The 16,633-nt window shown below is 44.3% G+C and carries 11 protein-coding genes; 3 read left to right on the plus strand and 8 right to left on the minus strand.

What is annotated here, in order from left to right; genetic code table 11:
• Nucleotides 1–2: 2 nt before the first annotated feature.
• Nucleotides 3–818: a DUF928 domain-containing protein gene (locus B1A85_RS03940; protein ID WP_104545590.1), complete on the plus strand. Its 816-nt coding sequence runs from the start codon at nt 3–5 to the stop codon at nt 816–818.
• Nucleotides 819–958: 140 nt separating this feature from the next.
• Here the strand turns inward: B1A85_RS03940 and B1A85_RS03945 are convergent, their stop codons facing one another.
• From B1A85_RS03945 to B1A85_RS03960, 4 genes are all read right to left on the minus strand, one after another.
• On the minus strand, nt 959–3,586 hold the full coding sequence (locus B1A85_RS03945; protein ID WP_104545591.1) for a CHAT domain-containing protein: 2,628 nt from the start codon (nt 3,584–3,586) through the stop codon (nt 959–961).
• Nucleotides 3,538–5,298, minus strand: a complete 1,761-nt coding sequence (locus B1A85_RS03950) for a ShlB/FhaC/HecB family hemolysin secretion/activation protein (RefSeq protein ID WP_104545592.1) — start codon at nt 5,296–5,298, stop codon at nt 3,538–3,540. Before B1A85_RS03950 ends, B1A85_RS03945 begins: the two co-directional genes overlap by 49 nt.
• Entirely contained in the window at nt 5,288–8,050 is a 2,763-nt protein-coding gene (locus B1A85_RS03955; protein WP_104545593.1) for a filamentous hemagglutinin N-terminal domain-containing protein, read from the minus strand. The genes B1A85_RS03950 and B1A85_RS03955 overlap by 11 nt, the downstream gene beginning before the upstream one ends.
• A gap of 946 nt (nt 8,051–8,996) precedes the next feature.
• A complete protein-coding gene (locus B1A85_RS03960) occupies nt 8,997–9,587 on the minus strand; it encodes a chromophore lyase CpcT/CpeT (protein ID WP_104545594.1) in 591 nt (196 codons plus the stop codon).
• A gap of 153 nt (nt 9,588–9,740) precedes the next feature.
• Between B1A85_RS03960 and B1A85_RS03965 the strand changes: the two genes are divergently transcribed.
• On the plus strand, nt 9,741–10,979 hold the full coding sequence (locus B1A85_RS03965; protein ID WP_104545595.1) for a lipopolysaccharide assembly protein LapB: 1,239 nt from the start codon (nt 9,741–9,743) through the stop codon (nt 10,977–10,979).
• 20 nt (nt 10,980–10,999) lie between these two features.
• Here B1A85_RS03965 and B1A85_RS03970 read toward each other — a convergent pair whose 3' ends face one another.
• Nucleotides 11,000–11,419: a pentapeptide repeat-containing protein gene (locus B1A85_RS03970; protein WP_104545596.1), complete on the minus strand. Its 420-nt coding sequence runs from the start codon at nt 11,417–11,419 to the stop codon at nt 11,000–11,002.
• Nucleotides 11,420–11,984: 565 nt separating this feature from the next.
• Between B1A85_RS03970 and B1A85_RS03975 the strand changes: the two genes are divergently transcribed.
• Nucleotides 11,985–12,797, plus strand: a complete 813-nt coding sequence (locus B1A85_RS03975) for a peptidoglycan-binding protein (RefSeq protein WP_104545597.1) — start codon at nt 11,985–11,987, stop codon at nt 12,795–12,797.
• A 32-nt stretch (nt 12,798–12,829) separates the two neighbouring features.
• Here B1A85_RS03975 and B1A85_RS03980 read toward each other — a convergent pair whose 3' ends face one another.
• From B1A85_RS03980 to B1A85_RS03990, 3 genes are all read right to left on the minus strand, one after another.
• Nucleotides 12,830–13,717: a hypothetical protein gene (locus B1A85_RS03980; protein WP_104545598.1), complete on the minus strand. Its 888-nt coding sequence runs from the start codon at nt 13,715–13,717 to the stop codon at nt 12,830–12,832.
• A gap of 434 nt (nt 13,718–14,151) precedes the next feature.
• Entirely contained in the window at nt 14,152–15,543 is a 1,392-nt protein-coding gene (locus tag B1A85_RS03985; RefSeq protein WP_104546293.1) for a malic enzyme-like NAD(P)-binding protein, read from the minus strand.
• A gap of 237 nt (nt 15,544–15,780) precedes the next feature.
• Nucleotides 15,781–16,632 carry an HIT family protein gene (locus tag B1A85_RS03990; protein WP_104545599.1) on the minus strand — a complete coding sequence of 284 codons (852 nt, stop codon included), beginning with the start codon at nt 16,630–16,632 and terminating at the stop codon, nt 15,781–15,783.
• Nucleotide 16,633: the final 1 nt, after the last annotated feature.

The following is a 16,633-nucleotide window of genomic DNA, read 5'->3' on the forward strand; positions in this document are numbered from 1 at the left end:
TTATGGTGGTAGTGCGGTTTTGTCAATTTGCCCTACTGGGGTGTCTTGTTCTTGGCTTACTCCCCGCAAAAGTTCACTCGCTTCCCCAAACTAACGCTAAAGAAGTCTTAGCAACTGCAACAAGACTCAACTTCGTTCCGCCTCCACCTCCAGCAGATATTGGCATTCCAGGCGATCGCACAGGTGCTGGAAGGCGCGGCTGTATCGCCAATAGCTCTGCAATACCTGATAAACAGCTAACCGCCATAGTCCCGATCGCCAAAGCTGCAACAGGCGTTGATGTAGTGTGGGGAATGACAACTGCTGAGCATCCTACATTCTGGTTTTACGTTCCTTATCGCGCTCAGGACGTCCATGCAGCGAAGTTTGTTTTGCGTGCAGCCGACAACCGAATTGCTTATCAAACCGCAGTCCCGCTCCCAAACCAACCTGGAGTGATTAGTTTAACTTTACCAAAAACAGCAGCCCCCTTAGAAATTGCCAAACAATACCACTGGTACTTCAACATTTACTGTGCTGAGCGCAAGCCACCAACAGCGATAGTTCACGGAGGAGTGCAAAGACGCGCGATCGCTCCCACGCTGGCAAGCCAATTAGAACAAGCAACGCCACAAAAGCGTGCAGAACTTTACTTTGCCAATGGATTTTGGTACGACGCGGTAACTGTACTGGGCGAACTGTACTATCGCAATCCAGGAAACATTGAGCTAGCGCAAGACTGGGCGAAGGTGTTGCGCTTTGTTGGCTTAGAGGCGATCGCTTCTGAACCGATCGCTTCGTGTTGTCACCTCATGCAGCAAGTGCGAAGAGAGCTTTGAGTTAAAAGTGATGTAAGAACTAATTCGTAATTTATAGTAGTTGCCTGCGGCACGCTACGCGAATGTAATGACAAAAGCTGGACAGTATATGGAATTTGGAGCGTGGAACTGTCATCAGAATGCGCGAGAAATGGTATAAATTAGAGCCAATTCCCTACGAGAACATAAGCAGACCAGTACATTGGATGAGCGTAATTAGGATTTTTTAACAGCGACAACTGTGCTTGACGTAAGGCGCTAGCTTTATTCGTTTGGTTGTTTGCCAATTCCCCATAGAACTGGCTCATCAATAAAGCGGTGGATTGGTCATCTATCGACCACAACGACGCTAGCGTACTGCGCGCTCCGGCTCTTACCGCTATCCCTGCAATACCCAAAGCCGCGCGTTTATCGCCAGCTGCAGTTTCGCAAGCACTCAGAACAAGAAGTTCTATGGCATTCGATAAGCCTTGAGTGCGGGCGCGCAGCAAATCATTTAACTCATTGACGTTAATGGGTTTATCCCAGGCGAGGATAAAAGTTTGTTCAATATTAGAACTAAATTGACCGTGAGTTGCCAGATGTACGATCGGAAATGATAGCGAGTTGACTTGTTTTTGTAGTGCTTGGCTAGTGAAATCTTGATTGAGCAATGCTCGGCTAGGAACCACAGATGTGATTTGCTGAATTTCGCGTTCGACGTAACTCAATCCTGCAAAGCCATAGCGAGGTTGACTGAGTCCCGCAGTTAAGGCTTGTAATTGCTGTTGTCGTAATGGCTGTGGGTTAATCAGTTGTAATCCTGGTGCGAGGGCAACGCTATATTGTTCGATAAGATACTGCTGGCGTTGCGCGTCATATAATGCTGCCATCGGAATATTGCGCAGCGAACCATCTAAAACAAACACTAAGGTTTCGATCTGACTTGCATTAAGTGCAGCCAGTTGTGGTCGTATCAACCATTCATAAACTTTTTGAGATAGGGCTTGCACTTCGACAAATGTGTCTGGCTCGATGAGTTGTTGTTGAAGTTGCTCGAGCGTAGCTTCAAACTCGGCTTGTGAAAGATTAACTGTATGATGCCGTAGCGGTTGCTGTGGTAGTTTAACAACGACTTCGAGGCGATCGCGCAAAACAATCGGATAAATCGCGGCTGCAGTAGGATCTTGCTCGTCTACGACTTGGTCGATTTGGCGGCTAGCATCCAAACACGCTGCGCGGAAAAAATTATTGAGTTCTGCTAGTTGCAGCGATTCCATCGTTTGGCGTGCTTTTTGCAGGTTCTGTTGACTCGGTGGCGCAGCGTCATTTGATTGCAACAGTAAACTTACAAGTTCGCGATAGACAGGTTCAACTTCTTCCTGAAAAGAAAACTGAACGTCAGGATTAATTGCTGCTAAATCATAACGGAGTGTTTGCAGGGACTGAACAGCTTCATCATAAGCCGCGATCGCGTTTTGAGTGTTTCCCTGCGCTTGCCATAAGCGTCCGAGTTGCCATTGCCAACGATAAGCAATATCCAGCGCGTTGATTCCTTGCGCTAATACGAGTGCTTGCTGCGTTAATTCTTGCGCGTTTGCCCACTGCTGAGTTTGTTCGTACAATCCTCCTAAATTTCCTAAAGCATAGCTTGTCGCGCGGGGATCTTGAAGATCTCTAGCTTCTTGTACGGCGCTAGCGAGGAGTTTGCCGATTTCTAGCCACGAAGGAATCTGAGTTTGCGATCTAGGCTGCGCCTGCTGCAAGCGAATCAAGTTTTGTGCCAAAGTAATGCGAGCATACACTTTTGTCTGACTTGTCGGTAAACTGGCAAGTTGAGATTGAATTTGAGGTAGTAACGCTTGTGCTGCGCTGATTTCACCTATTTCTAGTAACAAACCGAGTTGATTAAGGCGTGCTTGGAGTTGCGTGCTTGCTGTCGGTGCTACGTTTGCAGCTTGTTGATAGTAGGCTAGCGCGGCTTGTGGGTTTTGCTGCGATCGCCCTTGGCGCTGGGCTGCGCTCAATCGGACTGTATTGCCCAAACTTGTGAGCGTTGCAGCGATTTCTTCTGGATAGCCTAGTTGTTGTGCTAATTTGAGGCTTTGTTGTAATACTTGCTGCGATTGACTGAGATTACCAACAACGCGCAACGCATTTCCCAAACTGCGCAATCCGGCGACTTTAATTGGGGAATTTGGCTGTTGTTGTAGCGTTTGATTTGCTTGGTTGAGTGTCGTGACTGCACGGCGAAACAGGCCTAATGCTTGCTGTGCTTGCGCTTGATTGATTAAGCTGCGTGTTATACCGATCGCATCTGCGGCTTGAGTATACGCGGCGGTTGCTTTTTGCCAAGTATTCAGTGCTTGTTCGGTTTGTCCTTGCGCAAATTGTAAACTTCCTTGATTATTCAGCGCTTGGGCAAGAATTTGCGCATGTTGGGAATGTGTCCGAGAAGTTGAGTTTAACAGTTGTAGACTTGTGGCGATCGCCTGATTTGCTAGCGACAAACTTCCTAGTTGTTGATACGCTAAAGCAAGATTACTCAACGCCATTGCTTGATTTAAGCTGTCACCACTCGCTTGATAAGCTGTTGCGGCTTGTTGCCAAGCTGCTGCGGCTTGCGCGTATTGTCCGGTTTCATAGAGTTTTCTTCCCTGCTGAATCGATTCAGACACGGATACGCTCGATAAAACAACTGCTACAGCTGGCGAGCCGCTGAGTACTCCCCCACACCATCCGAGAAAACAAACACCTAGTACTAAAATGGGCTGGCGACTACGGAAAAATACACGCCGTTTTCTTGCCATGTTCTTCCCTCCGATGCAATATCAACTAACGGAATTCCCCAATCGAGGCGGGCGGTGAGATTATTACCTATCTGCAAGCGTAAGCCGAGTCCGACAGAAACTAACGTGTTGGGGTCAAGATTTGTATCTCCTTGGTTCCAACTTGTACCCACATCTATAAACGGAGTAACTTGTAAAAGTCCTTGCCATTCAGGAATGCGCGCGATGGGAAAGCGCAACTCAACCGAAGCAAACGCACCGTTATCAGTAAGTAGCGCATCTTGACGATAACCGCGAACGCTATCAAATCCACCCAAGCTAAATCGTTCTACCGGAACTAAGGCTCGATCGGCAAGCTGTACATCGCCTCTCACTAAGAGTAAAGTATCAGCAGCTAAAAGACGTACCCATTGGGCTTGTCCGCGCCAGGCGAAAAAGCGGCTATCGGGTGCATCATCGTTAATTGTGGCGTCAAACGCACCGATGCCTAAACTAAATTGCGATCGCGCTGCAATAACTTGGCGGCTACCGCGCTGCGTCCATTCTTGAAAAAAGCGCAAAGCAGAAACGCGCGTACGTCCAGCGTCATCTGCCCCAGGAGAGAGTTCAGATAAGGGAATGTCAAACTCTTCGAGAACGGAAGATGCAAGATTACTTTCGCGGCGCGACGCGGTTAATCCTAAAACAAATTCTTCTGAAGGACTTTGGCTAATAGGTTGGCGGAATGTTAAGTCGTAGTAGCGCGAATACGAGTCGATCTCTAAGAAATCAAAAGGTGGTTCAACAATGCTACTATCTGCTACACCAACATCTAAACTAATCGTGCCGTTGCGCGGATTAATGGGCAGGGCGTAACTGACATCAAATGTATTACTACCATCAGTGTTGTTGTATCCGACGCTGAGACTGTCGCCGAATCCGAGTAAATTTGCTTCATTAATTTGTCCGCCACGCCGAAAGCTTCCCACGCTAGGCGATCGCCTGTTATCTCCAATCACTTGCAAATTTAACGTTCGTGCTTCTTGCACTTGTATGTCAAGAACATTCGTTCCAGGACGCGACCCGGCGGATAGTTCAGCAGATAAAGTTTGAATGCGCGGATCGAGTTGCAACAGTTGCAGGGCTTCCAAGAGTCGTTGTTGATTCAGCGGTGCATCGGTACGAATGGCGATGCGCGATCGCACATAATTCGGGTTTAGACGGCGCGTACCAGTAACATTAATTGCCTCTAATTCGCCTTCGATAACTTGAATTGTCACGACTCCTGCTTGAAGTGTCTGCGGTGGAATTATTGCGCCCGAAGTAATGTAGCCGCGATCGAGGTAAAGTTGCGTCACTACAGAACGTGCTTGCAAAAGTTCTGCAAATGAAATCGGTCGATTTGTAAATGGTGCGAGTAGTTGCGCAAATTCTTCTGCGCTAAATACAGTACTCCCGACAACGTTAAAACTCTTAACGATAACAGTATCAGGGACTCTTCCAGGTAAAGGTGTGGGTGGAGGTGGTGCTACCGATGGTGGTTGTAATAATTCTTCTGGTGGTGGAAGTTCCGGTGGTGGTTGCGGTGGCGGCGTTGGGCTGGGTGGTGGAAGGACATCCTGTGGTGGTGGTAGCGGAATGGTTTGGGCAAAATTGATTTCTGCGGCTGATGTTGCAGCCATCTGAGTATTGACTACCAGAACTAAAAACCCACTTAGCGAAAATTGCCAGCGGCGAACGAGGTTATGGTGCATTGCAAGCAACAGGCGTAGACCAAGTATGAGTTGTAGCAGTTGGTACTTGAGCCATCAGTACGACTTCGCCATTGGAGCCTAGCATCCATCCCTGTGCTTCTACAAGCGATTTTGGCTGAGAATTGTTAAGCAGGTCGCGAGATACAGTATTTAATGTTGCAGCAGTTGGCGTTTGTACCGAAGTGCCTAAATCTACTAATGCTGCATTTACGTTAATTGCTTCGCTTGGTGTTGGCGGTAATCCACCACGCCCAGTAATCACAAATTCACTCGTGTTTGTGGCGATATTCGTATCCGCAGCACATCCTTGGGCGACTAAGTTACTAACATCAACAGGTTGTTCGGGTAAAGAAACTAAACCGCGACTAGGTTCGTCATCGACAACAGTAATTTCAACAACACCGTCAATTCCTTGGGCAGAACTCGCGGTAATCGCGCTATCAGGAGAAAGAAAGAAGCCTTGCGTTGCAATGCGGATGTTACCACCACTTCCTGTAAAAGCGTTGGCAGTCACAGCGCTATTTCTTGTTGCAAAAAATAGTTCACTGCTAATGTCAATGTTCCCTCCGTTACCACCAGCATTTGCCGTACCGGCGGTGGCTGTAATGCTGCTATTGTTGGTGAGAGCAACATTTTTTCCTCGGAGTGAGATTTGTCCGCCTGCGCCTTGAGTAGTAGAAGTTGCGATTGTTCCTTGCTTGTCGAGTGATATCGAGGGGGCTGTAACGTTGATTTGTCCCGCATCAGCGATCGCCTCTCCCTGCACTCGTGCTAAGAAACCACTTGCTGCACCATCATTATCAACGCGATCGGGTGTTTGTTGAAGTCTTGAATTGTAAGTGCGATCGCTACCAGAAATACTCACACTATTTGTGGCATTAACTGTAATATTACCTGCCATGCCCCGATCAAAGGCAGTCGTTAAAACTTGTCCGCCATTCGTTGCTGTCACATTCGCCGCTTTGACTGTAATATTTCCTCCAGGGGCAATACCGCGAGTCCGCGCACTGATAACAGCACCATCGAGAATGCTTAAATTGCCTGTGTTGACTTGAATACTCCCACCACGTCCAGTAGCATTTGTGTCAGTAAAGGCGAACAACCCACTAGAAGTCGTGCTAGGGATATCTCTCAATAGTATTGTTGCATTGGGATTAGTACCAAAAAGCGTGACAGATTCAGAAGCATTTATCAAAATATTACCTGCATTTCCGACACCATTTGTACTCGTGCTAATACTTCCCCCAGCGGTGATGTTTAAACTTCTAGCATTGATTTGAGTATTTCCTGCGTCTCCTAATCCAGTAGTGTCGTTATAGATAGCACTATCTGCTAAGGAAACTGTATCTGCTGTAATATTTATGTTTCCAGCACGCCCTGCTTCATCAGCAGTATTAGAAAATATAGTTGCGCCATCGCTCAAAGAAACTGTATTAGCTTGAATATTGACTTCTCCGCCACCATTAGCAAAGCCAATCGCTGAAGTAGTAATCGCGCTATTTTCACCTATTAAAGAAACAAAATTATCTACATTTATCGAAACACTACCAGCACTTCCACCTTCGTACGTTAATGTATATATATTGCTACTATTTTCTAATAACAATGAGCTAGCATTAATCTGAATATCTCCGCCACTTCCTTTATAACTAGAAGTTGATACGCTTGCAAAATTACGCAAAACAAGGTCATTATCTACTTGAATCAGTACTTTACCAGCGTTGCCCTCTCCATCAGCGCTTGCTCTCAAATTGGAACCTTCACCTAAACGTAAAGATGCTGCATTGATTTCAATATTACCTGCATTACCTATTGCGCCGAACGTTACCTCGCTAGCAATATTACTACTTATAATTTCTATTGATTCATCCGCATCTAAAGTGATATTTCCTAGCTGATTTGTTATAGCCTCAAACCCTGTTCCTGCTTGGATATAACTGGAATCCATATTGATATTTTTAGCATTTATAGCAATACTGCCATTGCCACTACCTAAGGTACTAATATTTGCTAGATTTAAAGTAATATCTCCTTTATTGACAGTTTCAGGAAAAGCCAAAGTGAAATTTCCCTTACTAGTGTTAGCCAATCCTATATTGCCTATACCTATAACTCCTCCTAATTTGATATGACCGTCTGGTGCATAAAGAATTCCAGAATTTACGTTTATATCTCCTCCAAGTAGTATTAGACTTTGAGAATTATTAACAGCTAAGCTACCTTGAACTTCAATTTGAGAAGGAGATGGGGTAGTAATTTGATTAAACAACAATGCAGAAGGATTTATAGTAAGCAGTTCTGGATTATTAGCAGGAGACGTTAGAAGATTTCCCTGGTTATCAAATTGAATGGCATCCGCTGTTGTAACTATGAATGAACCATTCAGATTCACACTTGAGTTAGGACCAAAAATAATTCCTTTGGGGTTAATTAGAAATAAATTGGCATTGCCAGTAACACTCAAAGTCCCAAAAATATTAGAAAGGTTTTCCCCTGTGACTCTAGTAATGATATTTGTGACGCCTGGGTCAATAAAAGTTACTTGTTGACCTGGATTTATATTAAATTGCGAGAAGCTATGAAATAGATTTACTCCTGCTTGAGTTCCTCCTGTAATCTCGCAACTAGCTGCACAAGCTACTGGTAGGGTTGGTGTAGTTCCATCGGGAGTAATTTGTGCTAACACAGGAGTAGTTAAAATTCCTAGAAAAGCAATACTAGCAGTTCCAAGGGAGTGTATGCTTCGCTTCACAGTTTAAGCCCATTTAGATGTATTTGTAACAATTTTTTATAACTTGTTTATTGCGAGTTGTCTTGAATACCTAAACTAAAATTGGCTACATAGCTAGTTTTGACAAATATTACATTGTTTATATGATTAAAGCATATTAAATAGCAAAGTGAACCGCAACTTGCAGTGCACTAGAACAGGCAGCACAACACTTGCTCTACTGCTCGCTTATTTTCTGTAATCGTACTTACGATACATGACAAGTTAAAGTGTAAGTTACACCCAGAATCGGAAAATGTAGTGTTTTAGAACCTGGAGACGTAGAGAGAAACTGTTGATTGCTTTTGGATCCAGTACTAGTGTTAACAGTTACTGTAACAGCGCATGTCGTCGAATAAGAGCGACTTTTATTTATACTTACATCGACTCCTGGTATCAGGTTACCAGGTCCCCACACTGGGTTAGGTGGCACCTGAAAGCTTAACATTACTGTCCCTGATGAACTATTACATTTAAGTTTTTGAAATGTTACTGTAGCCATTGCAAATAATTCCTTATAGATATTTATATTTATTTAGGCAATAAAATAGGTTCTTCTCCCTGCATTGCCAGCATAATTAAACACAATGCAACTACATTGTATTTCGGAAAAAGTGGCTACTTGTGTTTCAAAAAAATTTGCTACGTAGCTTATAACTCAGAGATAGCAAGGATATCTGGGCAGTTAGCTAACTTATTTTGTTAAAGCTTGTCTATATTTAAAATATGGAATATTTAACTTTATAAAGAATATAAAAAACTTGAAAGTAGGAAAATAAATTGATGTAAACTAAGCCTATATCTGTTCGGTGTTTCTAGACTGCGACAACCCGTGTATAAAAGTGTACAGATTAAGCTTCAAAAAGAGAGTGAAAGCAAAAGGAACGCACAAACAAAGCTATTCCCTTGCTTACTCTCACTTTTATTTCTAAACTTTCACTTCATCTGCAAAACTGTTCCAACGAACAAAGTGAAATGGTCCAGCAACAGAACCCCATACATGTTCGTCGGTTTCTGGATCGCGCCCGCGGTCAAGGCTGATAAACCGTTCTCGATCGATCTCAAACTCGCTATCTAAATAGGTTTTTTTGTCCTTACGTACGACAATACAACCTTTTCCTGGTTCTACACTGCCTTTAAAGCTATTTCCTGTCCACTCAACAAGCATATTGCAGCCTGGTAGTTTTTCTAAACGTTCTGATGTAATTGCACTTAAGCGCTGGGGTTCGCGAGATGCTCCGTAAAATTGCTGTTCGTCTTTAATGATGTAGTTCTCGATGGTAATGCGATCGCCCGCATTGATTAATTTCAATACGCGCACGCGATAGGGGTTATTCAGCATATAATCATATGCCTGTTCCACATAAAAGCTGACTCCAGAAAGGAGTTCTAAAGGAAGAGGACGCATACAAACGCGAATATGCGCAAAAAACGGCGGGTTTTCAAAGGCTTGCTCTTGATTGCTGAAATCTGCTGCCATCCACCGCGCTAACGTAGCGATATCTGTAGAATGAGTCATTTGAACAGTATTTGTTAAGGATAATGTTGTTTGCGATACTCTTTCGAGTATTTTAAAACTCGCTGCTACCTATTTTGTGGAGACATTTGGGCAAAGAACTCGTCAAAGAATTTAGTTTTTATTCAATGAAGAGTGAATTTTACGTATCTAACGATGCACAATTGCAGTAATACTTGTTTGCTTGAGATGTTCCGGCGACGCGTTAAGGTTGTAGTGACAGCTACACTTTCGTTGTGGCTATGTTGCAGTTCAATTGCATTAGCACAAAATAAGAAATCTCCACCCAGTGAATTTCCGCTGAATCCACTCGAAATCACAACTCCAGATCCACTATTACCAACTCCAAATCAGCTATTGAGTCCGCAAGAACGCCAAAACTTAGCAACAGCGTTAGACCAACTCAACGCGCAGGCGCAAGCGCGATTAGCAGCGGGAGATAATAGGGGTGCGTTTGAGATTTGGAACCGCGAACTCAGACTGCGGCGGGCGTTGGGTACTCTAGCTGAAGTGCAAGCACTCGGAAGAGTCGGGGCGATCGCTTGGAGTGAAAATGAACGCACCCAAGTTCAAATTATTACGCAGCGGCTGCAAACGATTCAGCAACAAGTCCAATCGCAACCAACTGCTGATTTAACCTTACTGCGAGCGCTTGGTTATGCGTATCAGCAAGTGCGATCGCCGCAACAAGCCTTAGAAGTCTATAATCAAATTCTGAAGCTTGAGCGACAGCAGAATGCAGCAACTGCTGAAAGTACTTTAAGAACAATTGCAGAATTACACTTGAGCTGGTTCGACTATCCGCAAGCGGCTAAGAGTTATCAAGAATTACTCACTTTGGCAAACTCGCGCGGCGATCGCGTCGGTGAAGTGACTTATTTACAACAGCTAGCTTATATTTATGACCGCGCCCGACAACCTCAACAAGCACTTGTAGTGAAGCAGCGACTTGCAGAACTTTATCTTAATGATGCGCAATTCACGCAAGTACCGGCTCTGCGACTTGCGATCGCCGCTGACTACCAAGCATTAGGTCAAATTCAGCAAGCATTTCAAAATTACCAAGAAGCTTACGCTTCTGCATGGTCTTTACAACAATATGCACGTGCAGGTGATGCTTTACGGCAATTGATTGCACTTTACCGCACTCAAGGTCAGGTTAACGAAGCTTTACAAGCAAGTCAAATTCTTCTAGAGGCAGACCAACGTGCTGCCAACTTTTACGGTTTGATGAATACTTATGACCAAATAGGGCAGATTCATCTACAAAACGGTAATCCTACTGCTGCACTCTCAGCGTTTGAGCAAGGACTAGCGATCGCTCAACAATTGCAGTATCAACAATCGTACTTTACGCAACAAATTCAACAGATTCAACAAAATTCGACTCAATAAAAAGCTAATTAAATAAGCTATTAAAACAGGTTAGCACCATACAGCTTGGCGCCTCTAAAGTCAGCTCCTGCGATTGTTGCACCATCCATATCAACTTTATAAAGTTTGGCATCCTGAAGATTAGCACCTGTTAGATTAACTTCGTTCATACTTGCACCGGTAGCAAACGCTTTAAATAAGTTTGCCTGTTGCAAGTTAGCACCTGTTAAATCTGCACCTTCTAAGTTAGCGTCGATTAAGCTTGCGCCTTCTAAGTTGGCATTTCGCAAGTCTGCGCCAATTAAGTGAGCGCCATTTAGATTAGCACCTGATAAGTCGCAGCCCATGCATTCGCGGGTTTCGATTAATTGGCGTACGTGTGCGGGATTTTCTGCTCGTACCGGAGCTGCTATGCACGCAGTACTTAACAACGCTGTGGTAGCAAAAATCTCCAGTTTCATAATTCTTTACCTCAAAGGCGATCGAAAAGCTATGACGCTAGTATCTCCTGTATAAAATGTGATGCCTTCCTACGTATGGAAGAAGTAGTAGACGGAGATTTTTGCACGCATTGAGCAAACCTCAATTGAGAGTGACTCGCTAAAGTTACATATTGACTCGGCTAAGAATCTACCAAAAGTATGGATCTACACTGAGAAGTCAATAAGTTTGCTGACGATCGCGACTGCACTGCCCAACGATCTAGAGATTGAGCGCCAACTGCATGAGATACTGATAAAATCAGTGCTTTTTAGGGCTTCTCGTTGTTGTAGCTAGGAGCACAGTTTTAAAGATTCCTCATTAAAAAATTCCAGCATTTTAATGCGAATCTGCTATTTTTTCGTACTTGCTTACTTAAGACGCTGTGACTGATGATTACTAATATTACCTAGAGAGACTTGACACAAGGAAATCAATTACACAAAGATAACCAGAATAAAGCATCTTACCTGAAGTCTCACTCGTTCTAAACTGCTTTTATTTACTGCGGTAAATGCTTGATTAACTACTAAGGAGTTTAAATCTATGTGGTGTAGATGGAGTACAACGATCGCAGCAGTCACCTTTGGCGTGACGGCTGGCCTAGTTAGTTACGAAATGACTTCTGTTGCACAGCAACGATATTACTATACGCCCGATGAATTCCGCGTTACTTTACGAGGACTAGGATACGATATTCCTGAAGAAGGGCCTCTAACGGATGAGGCTACGCGCAATGCAATTCGTGACTTCCAGCAACGATATGGTTTAACAGTTGATGGGGTAGCAGGTCCACAGACGCAAAGTACCGCAGCGGAGTTGATGCGAAATCTGCACGGCAGCTTAAACTTAGTTGTTGAGCCTACTCCGCCACTACCGCGAAACCAATTTTACACAACACGTACTGAGTCAGCAGTAGAGCAGTTCCAAGAACGCTATAATCTGCCAACGACTGGGATTGCTAATTTAGAAACTCGGATTCGACTCGACCAAGAAGCCAGAAGAGTTCTGAGCGGTGAAGAACCAACGCCAGAGCCAACACCGTCGCCAACCCCAACCCCATCACCAACACCAACGCCAGAGCAGACACCGTCACCAACCCCAACCCCATCACCAACACCAACGCCAGAGCAGACACCGTCGCCAACCCCAACCCCATCACCAACACCAACGCCAGAGACGACACCGTCGCCAACCCCAACCCCATCACCAACACCAACGCCAGAGCAGACACCGTCGCCAGCGCCAACCCCGTCACCAACACCAACGCCAGAGCAGACACCGTCGCCAGCGCCGACGCCTGCACCCTCACCTTCGCCTATACCAACGATTCCTCCTTCGCCATCGCCAACTCCATAAGTGCTGTGATGTCATTAACTTGTTCGCACTTCTTATTCGGCTGGATCGGGTAATGGTCTTCCTTGAGGACTGGGTAAACTTGGACGGCGATCGCCATAGGGCATGGGTATGTACTGCACGCTAGGACGCCCGCCCTGTGGTTGTGGATACAACTCCATGAGTTTGTAGATTGAGCGGGGTAGCCCTACTGTAATGGGTAGCCCCATTTCTGTTGCTTCTTCAACTGTTACGGGATAGTCGTGGGTGACGCGCCCTGTAGTTAAGGCATCGACAATTTTTTCAATATTCTCTGGGGCAATTTTTTGCTTGGGAATATCGTCTTTTAGTAAAGTGCGTACGAACCGTTGTACTTGGGCGATCGCTTTGCGCGACAAATCAGCCATAATCAAGGTTTGGTCATCAATATCGCCAATTGGTTTATCTTCCACAACTTTTAGAATACTCGCAGCGGGAAAGTTACCAAGTTGCGGATCGACAGGTCCCAAAACCGCGTTAGCATCCATAACAATTTCATCAGAAGCGAGTGCGAGCATCGTCCCGCCACTCATTGCGTAATGGGGAATAAAAACCGTGACTTTGGCGGGATGGCGAATTAAAGCTCTGGCAATTTGCTCAGTTGCCAATACTAATCCCCCTGGCGTATGTAAAATTAAATCAATGGGTACATTTGGTGGCGTCAAACGAATTGCACGTAGGACTTGCTCGGAATCTTCAATACTGATGTAGCGCGAGATCGGAATTCCCAGTAAACTTAAAGACTCCTGACGGTGAATAAGTAAGATAACTCGACTATTCCGCCCGCGCTCAAATTCTTGTAATGCCCGAATTCGGCGAATTTCCATCTGACGACGTTGCCACACAGGTTGCAGCGAAGAGAGAAATAGAAAAATCCAGAATAAATCAAAGAAACTAAAGCCCATAGAAGTATTAGCTGATATTCTCTTTACTTGTTTCAATTTACTAGAAAGAGGATAGTTTCAAATAAAGAGAAACTGAAGTCTATCTACAGAGTTAGCAGCAGAGTATCAGCCAACACAAACACAATTGTCGTACATACAATTGCTAAACCTATTTGCCAAGTCCTGGAGTGATAAAATGCGCTATACCATCTAGGCTGACAGTCAGGTCATAGTTTCTTGCATAAACTAGCCGGAAAGCGATCCTAATCATCGCCTAAAGGTCAAACTAAGCGTTTTACACACTTGTTGGGCAATCTTAGAAATCAAGATCGCCCAGTTTCTTTTTAGACAATCGACGTTAATGTTAAATCCGGTTGATTACAGACAATAAAAATAGTGCTTAGTAATTAGTCACTAACCACAAAAAACGTTATTTGACCGGAGATAACATAACATTAGTTTCGCGCAATACCTTCCTGACGCGCCGCGCGTTGTACTGCGGTGGCGACTGCGGTAGCGACTCGGCGATCGAATACTGAAGGAATAATGTGTTCGCGGTGAAGTTCAGCTGGTGCTACGAGTTCCGCGATCGCGTGGGCAGCTTCTAAATACATTGTGGTTGTGATTGTAGCAGCTCGACAATCCAAAGCACCGCGAAACACCCCAGGAAAAGCCAAAACATTATTAATTTGATTTGGGTAGTCACTGCGCCCTGTTGCCATGACAGCAACATCGTTTGTTACCAATTCTGGTTGAATTTCCGGAATTGGATTTGCCATTGCAAACACAATCGGATCGCGTGCCATCGAACGCACCATGTCTGGCGTGACAACACCAGGAGCGCTGACACCAATAAAAACATCTGCATCTTTCAGCGCATCAGCTAGGGAACCACCTTGTTCTACAGCAAATTCGCGCTTTTGTTCAGTCATGTCGGCACGTTGTAGCGACAGAATACCTTTGGAATCGCACATTAAGATTGTTTCTGCCTCAGCTTTCCGGAGTAACCGCGCGATCGCCACTCCCGCCGCACCTGCACCGTTAATGACAATGCGGATTTCATTCATTGATTTATTCACCAATTTGAGCGAATTAATCAGCGCTGCTAAAGTCACAATGGCGGTTCCGTGCTGGTCGTCATGAAATATCGGAATATCTAATTCTTGGCGCAGGCGAGTTTCGATTTCAAAGCAACGCGGTGCGGCGATATCTTCTAAATTCACTCCTCCAAATACGGGTGCAATCTGTTTGACAGTTTCGACAATCGTGTCTGTATCTTGACTTGTCAAGCAGATAGGAAACGCATCTAGCCCTGCAAATTCTTTAAAGAGCATCGCTTTACCTTCCATAACGGGTAAAGCCGCAGCAGGACCAAGATTACCTAACCCCAATACTGCACTACCATCAGTAACAATTGCTACAGTATTTTGCTTGATTGTTAAGTGATAGACTTGTTCGGGGTCTTGCGCGATCGCGGTACAAATGCGACCTACTCCTGGCGTATACGCCATTGCTAGATCGGACACACTTTTTAAGGCAATTTTGCTCGTAATGCTGATTTTACCGCCACGATGTAAGTTAAATGTGCGGTCGTAAACATCAATTACCTTGATATCAGGCAAGACTTTCACCGCTTGCACGATCGTTTCTGCGTGTTCCGTACTTGCGGCATCAACAGTAACATCGCGGATGGAAATATGTCGAGTTTGTTCGATTAAATCGATTTGACCGAGATTTCCACCACTGCTTGCGATCGCGTGTGTCACACTCGCCAACATACCCACGCGATTGGGAATCTGTAACCGCAGCGTCAAACTAAAGCTCGAATTTGGAGTTAAGTTTACCATGTGTCCTGTACGCGATCTGTGTAAATTAACTGGCATAACCCAGTTCACTTTAAACTGCCATATTTTAGCAATCTAAATAGTATGATTTAATTCAACTTTCTGGAATATGAGTAGGCAAACATAACTAAGTGCGATACCTATTCAAAGCCGGTAACAATTCATCCGACTAATTACCCATTACCTATTACCAACTTTGATGTTACTTTTATTTTTAGTCATTTACTGCGGCAATCGTAACTATCCCTTCCCAGGAATCACGTACCGCATTCCACTTTTGCTACTGACAGCATCACCTTTGTAGCGAGGAATGATATGAATACTGGCGTGCATCATGTTTTGTCCCGCGTCTCGATTGACGTTGATGCCTACATTAAAACCATCAGGTGCAAATTCTTTGTTAAGAATTTCTTGAACTTTGTTTGCCATTAGCCAGCCCGCAGCTTGTTCTTTAAATGGTAAATGAAAATAGTTACTAACATGGCGTTTGGGAATGACTAAAGCATGACCTTTACTCGCAGGATAGCCGTCGAATATAGCGTAAGCTGTTGCAGATTCTGTAAGAAAGTTTAGCTGTTGATGTGGGTTGCAGAACAGGCAATTATTATTTGTTCTTCGAAAGTTGTAGTGAAAATATTCGTATATTTCGCAATGCTCATCTAAATTAATTGACTTGAAAGGAAGTTTAACAATACATTGATAGGTTTGCTTTTTATGAACGTAGTGTTCGCGAAAGCCTTCCTTTTTTAAATCTCTTCTGACAGCGTAATAAGCTTTCCCGCCTGGTTTTAATAAGTGCGAGACTTCCATTAGAATATTTGCTTGTTCTTCAGGGAATAAAACATTGAGTACGTAAAAGCAGAGAATTGTGTCAAATTTTTCTTGAGGATAGTTTGGAAAATAATAAGGGTCATACCCTGTAATATCGAAGCCTTTTTGTCGCAAAATTTTAACATCATTACCGAAACCGCAGCCAAAATCTAAGATTTTCCCTTTGAGTAGATTATTGTTTAATAAAAACTTAGCAGGAAACGATAAGTAGGTTCTTTCTATGGCTGTAAGATGGCTATATTTATTTTTTTGTTGCCTCATC

The organism is Chroococcidiopsis sp. TS-821, assembly GCF_002939305.1.
Classification (GTDB): domain Bacteria; phylum Cyanobacteriota; class Cyanobacteriia; order Cyanobacteriales; family Chroococcidiopsidaceae; genus Chroogloeocystis.

Excerpts from the sequence above, each read along its gene's own strand:
- B1A85_RS03965 (WP_104545595.1), top strand. The coding sequence starts at position 9,741 with ATGCACAATTGCAGTAATACTTGTTTGCTTGAGATGTTCCGGCGACGC.
- B1A85_RS03985 (WP_104546293.1), bottom strand. The coding sequence starts at position 15,543 with ATGGTAAACTTAACTCCAAATTCGAGCTTTAGTTTGACGCTGCGGTTA.
- B1A85_RS03960 (WP_104545594.1), bottom strand. The coding sequence starts at position 9,587 with ATGACTCATTCTACAGATATCGCTACGTTAGCGCGGTGGATGGCAGCA.
- B1A85_RS03950 (WP_104545592.1), bottom strand. The coding sequence starts at position 5,298 with ATGCACCATAACCTCGTTCGCCGCTGGCAATTTTCGCTAAGTGGGTTT.
- B1A85_RS03940 (WP_104545590.1), top strand. The coding sequence starts at position 3 with ATGGTGGTAGTGCGGTTTTGTCAATTTGCCCTACTGGGGTGTCTTGTT.
- B1A85_RS03970 (WP_104545596.1), bottom strand. The coding sequence starts at position 11,419 with ATGAAACTGGAGATTTTTGCTACCACAGCGTTGTTAAGTACTGCGTGC.
- B1A85_RS03975 (WP_104545597.1), top strand. The coding sequence starts at position 11,985 with ATGTGGTGTAGATGGAGTACAACGATCGCAGCAGTCACCTTTGGCGTG.
- B1A85_RS03945 (WP_104545591.1), bottom strand. The coding sequence starts at position 3,586 with ATGGCAAGAAAACGGCGTGTATTTTTCCGTAGTCGCCAGCCCATTTTA.
- B1A85_RS03980 (WP_104545598.1), bottom strand. The coding sequence starts at position 13,717 with ATGGGCTTTAGTTTCTTTGATTTATTCTGGATTTTTCTATTTCTCTCT.
- B1A85_RS03990 (WP_104545599.1), bottom strand. The coding sequence starts at position 16,632 with ATGAGGCAACAAAAAAATAAATATAGCCATCTTACAGCCATAGAAAGA.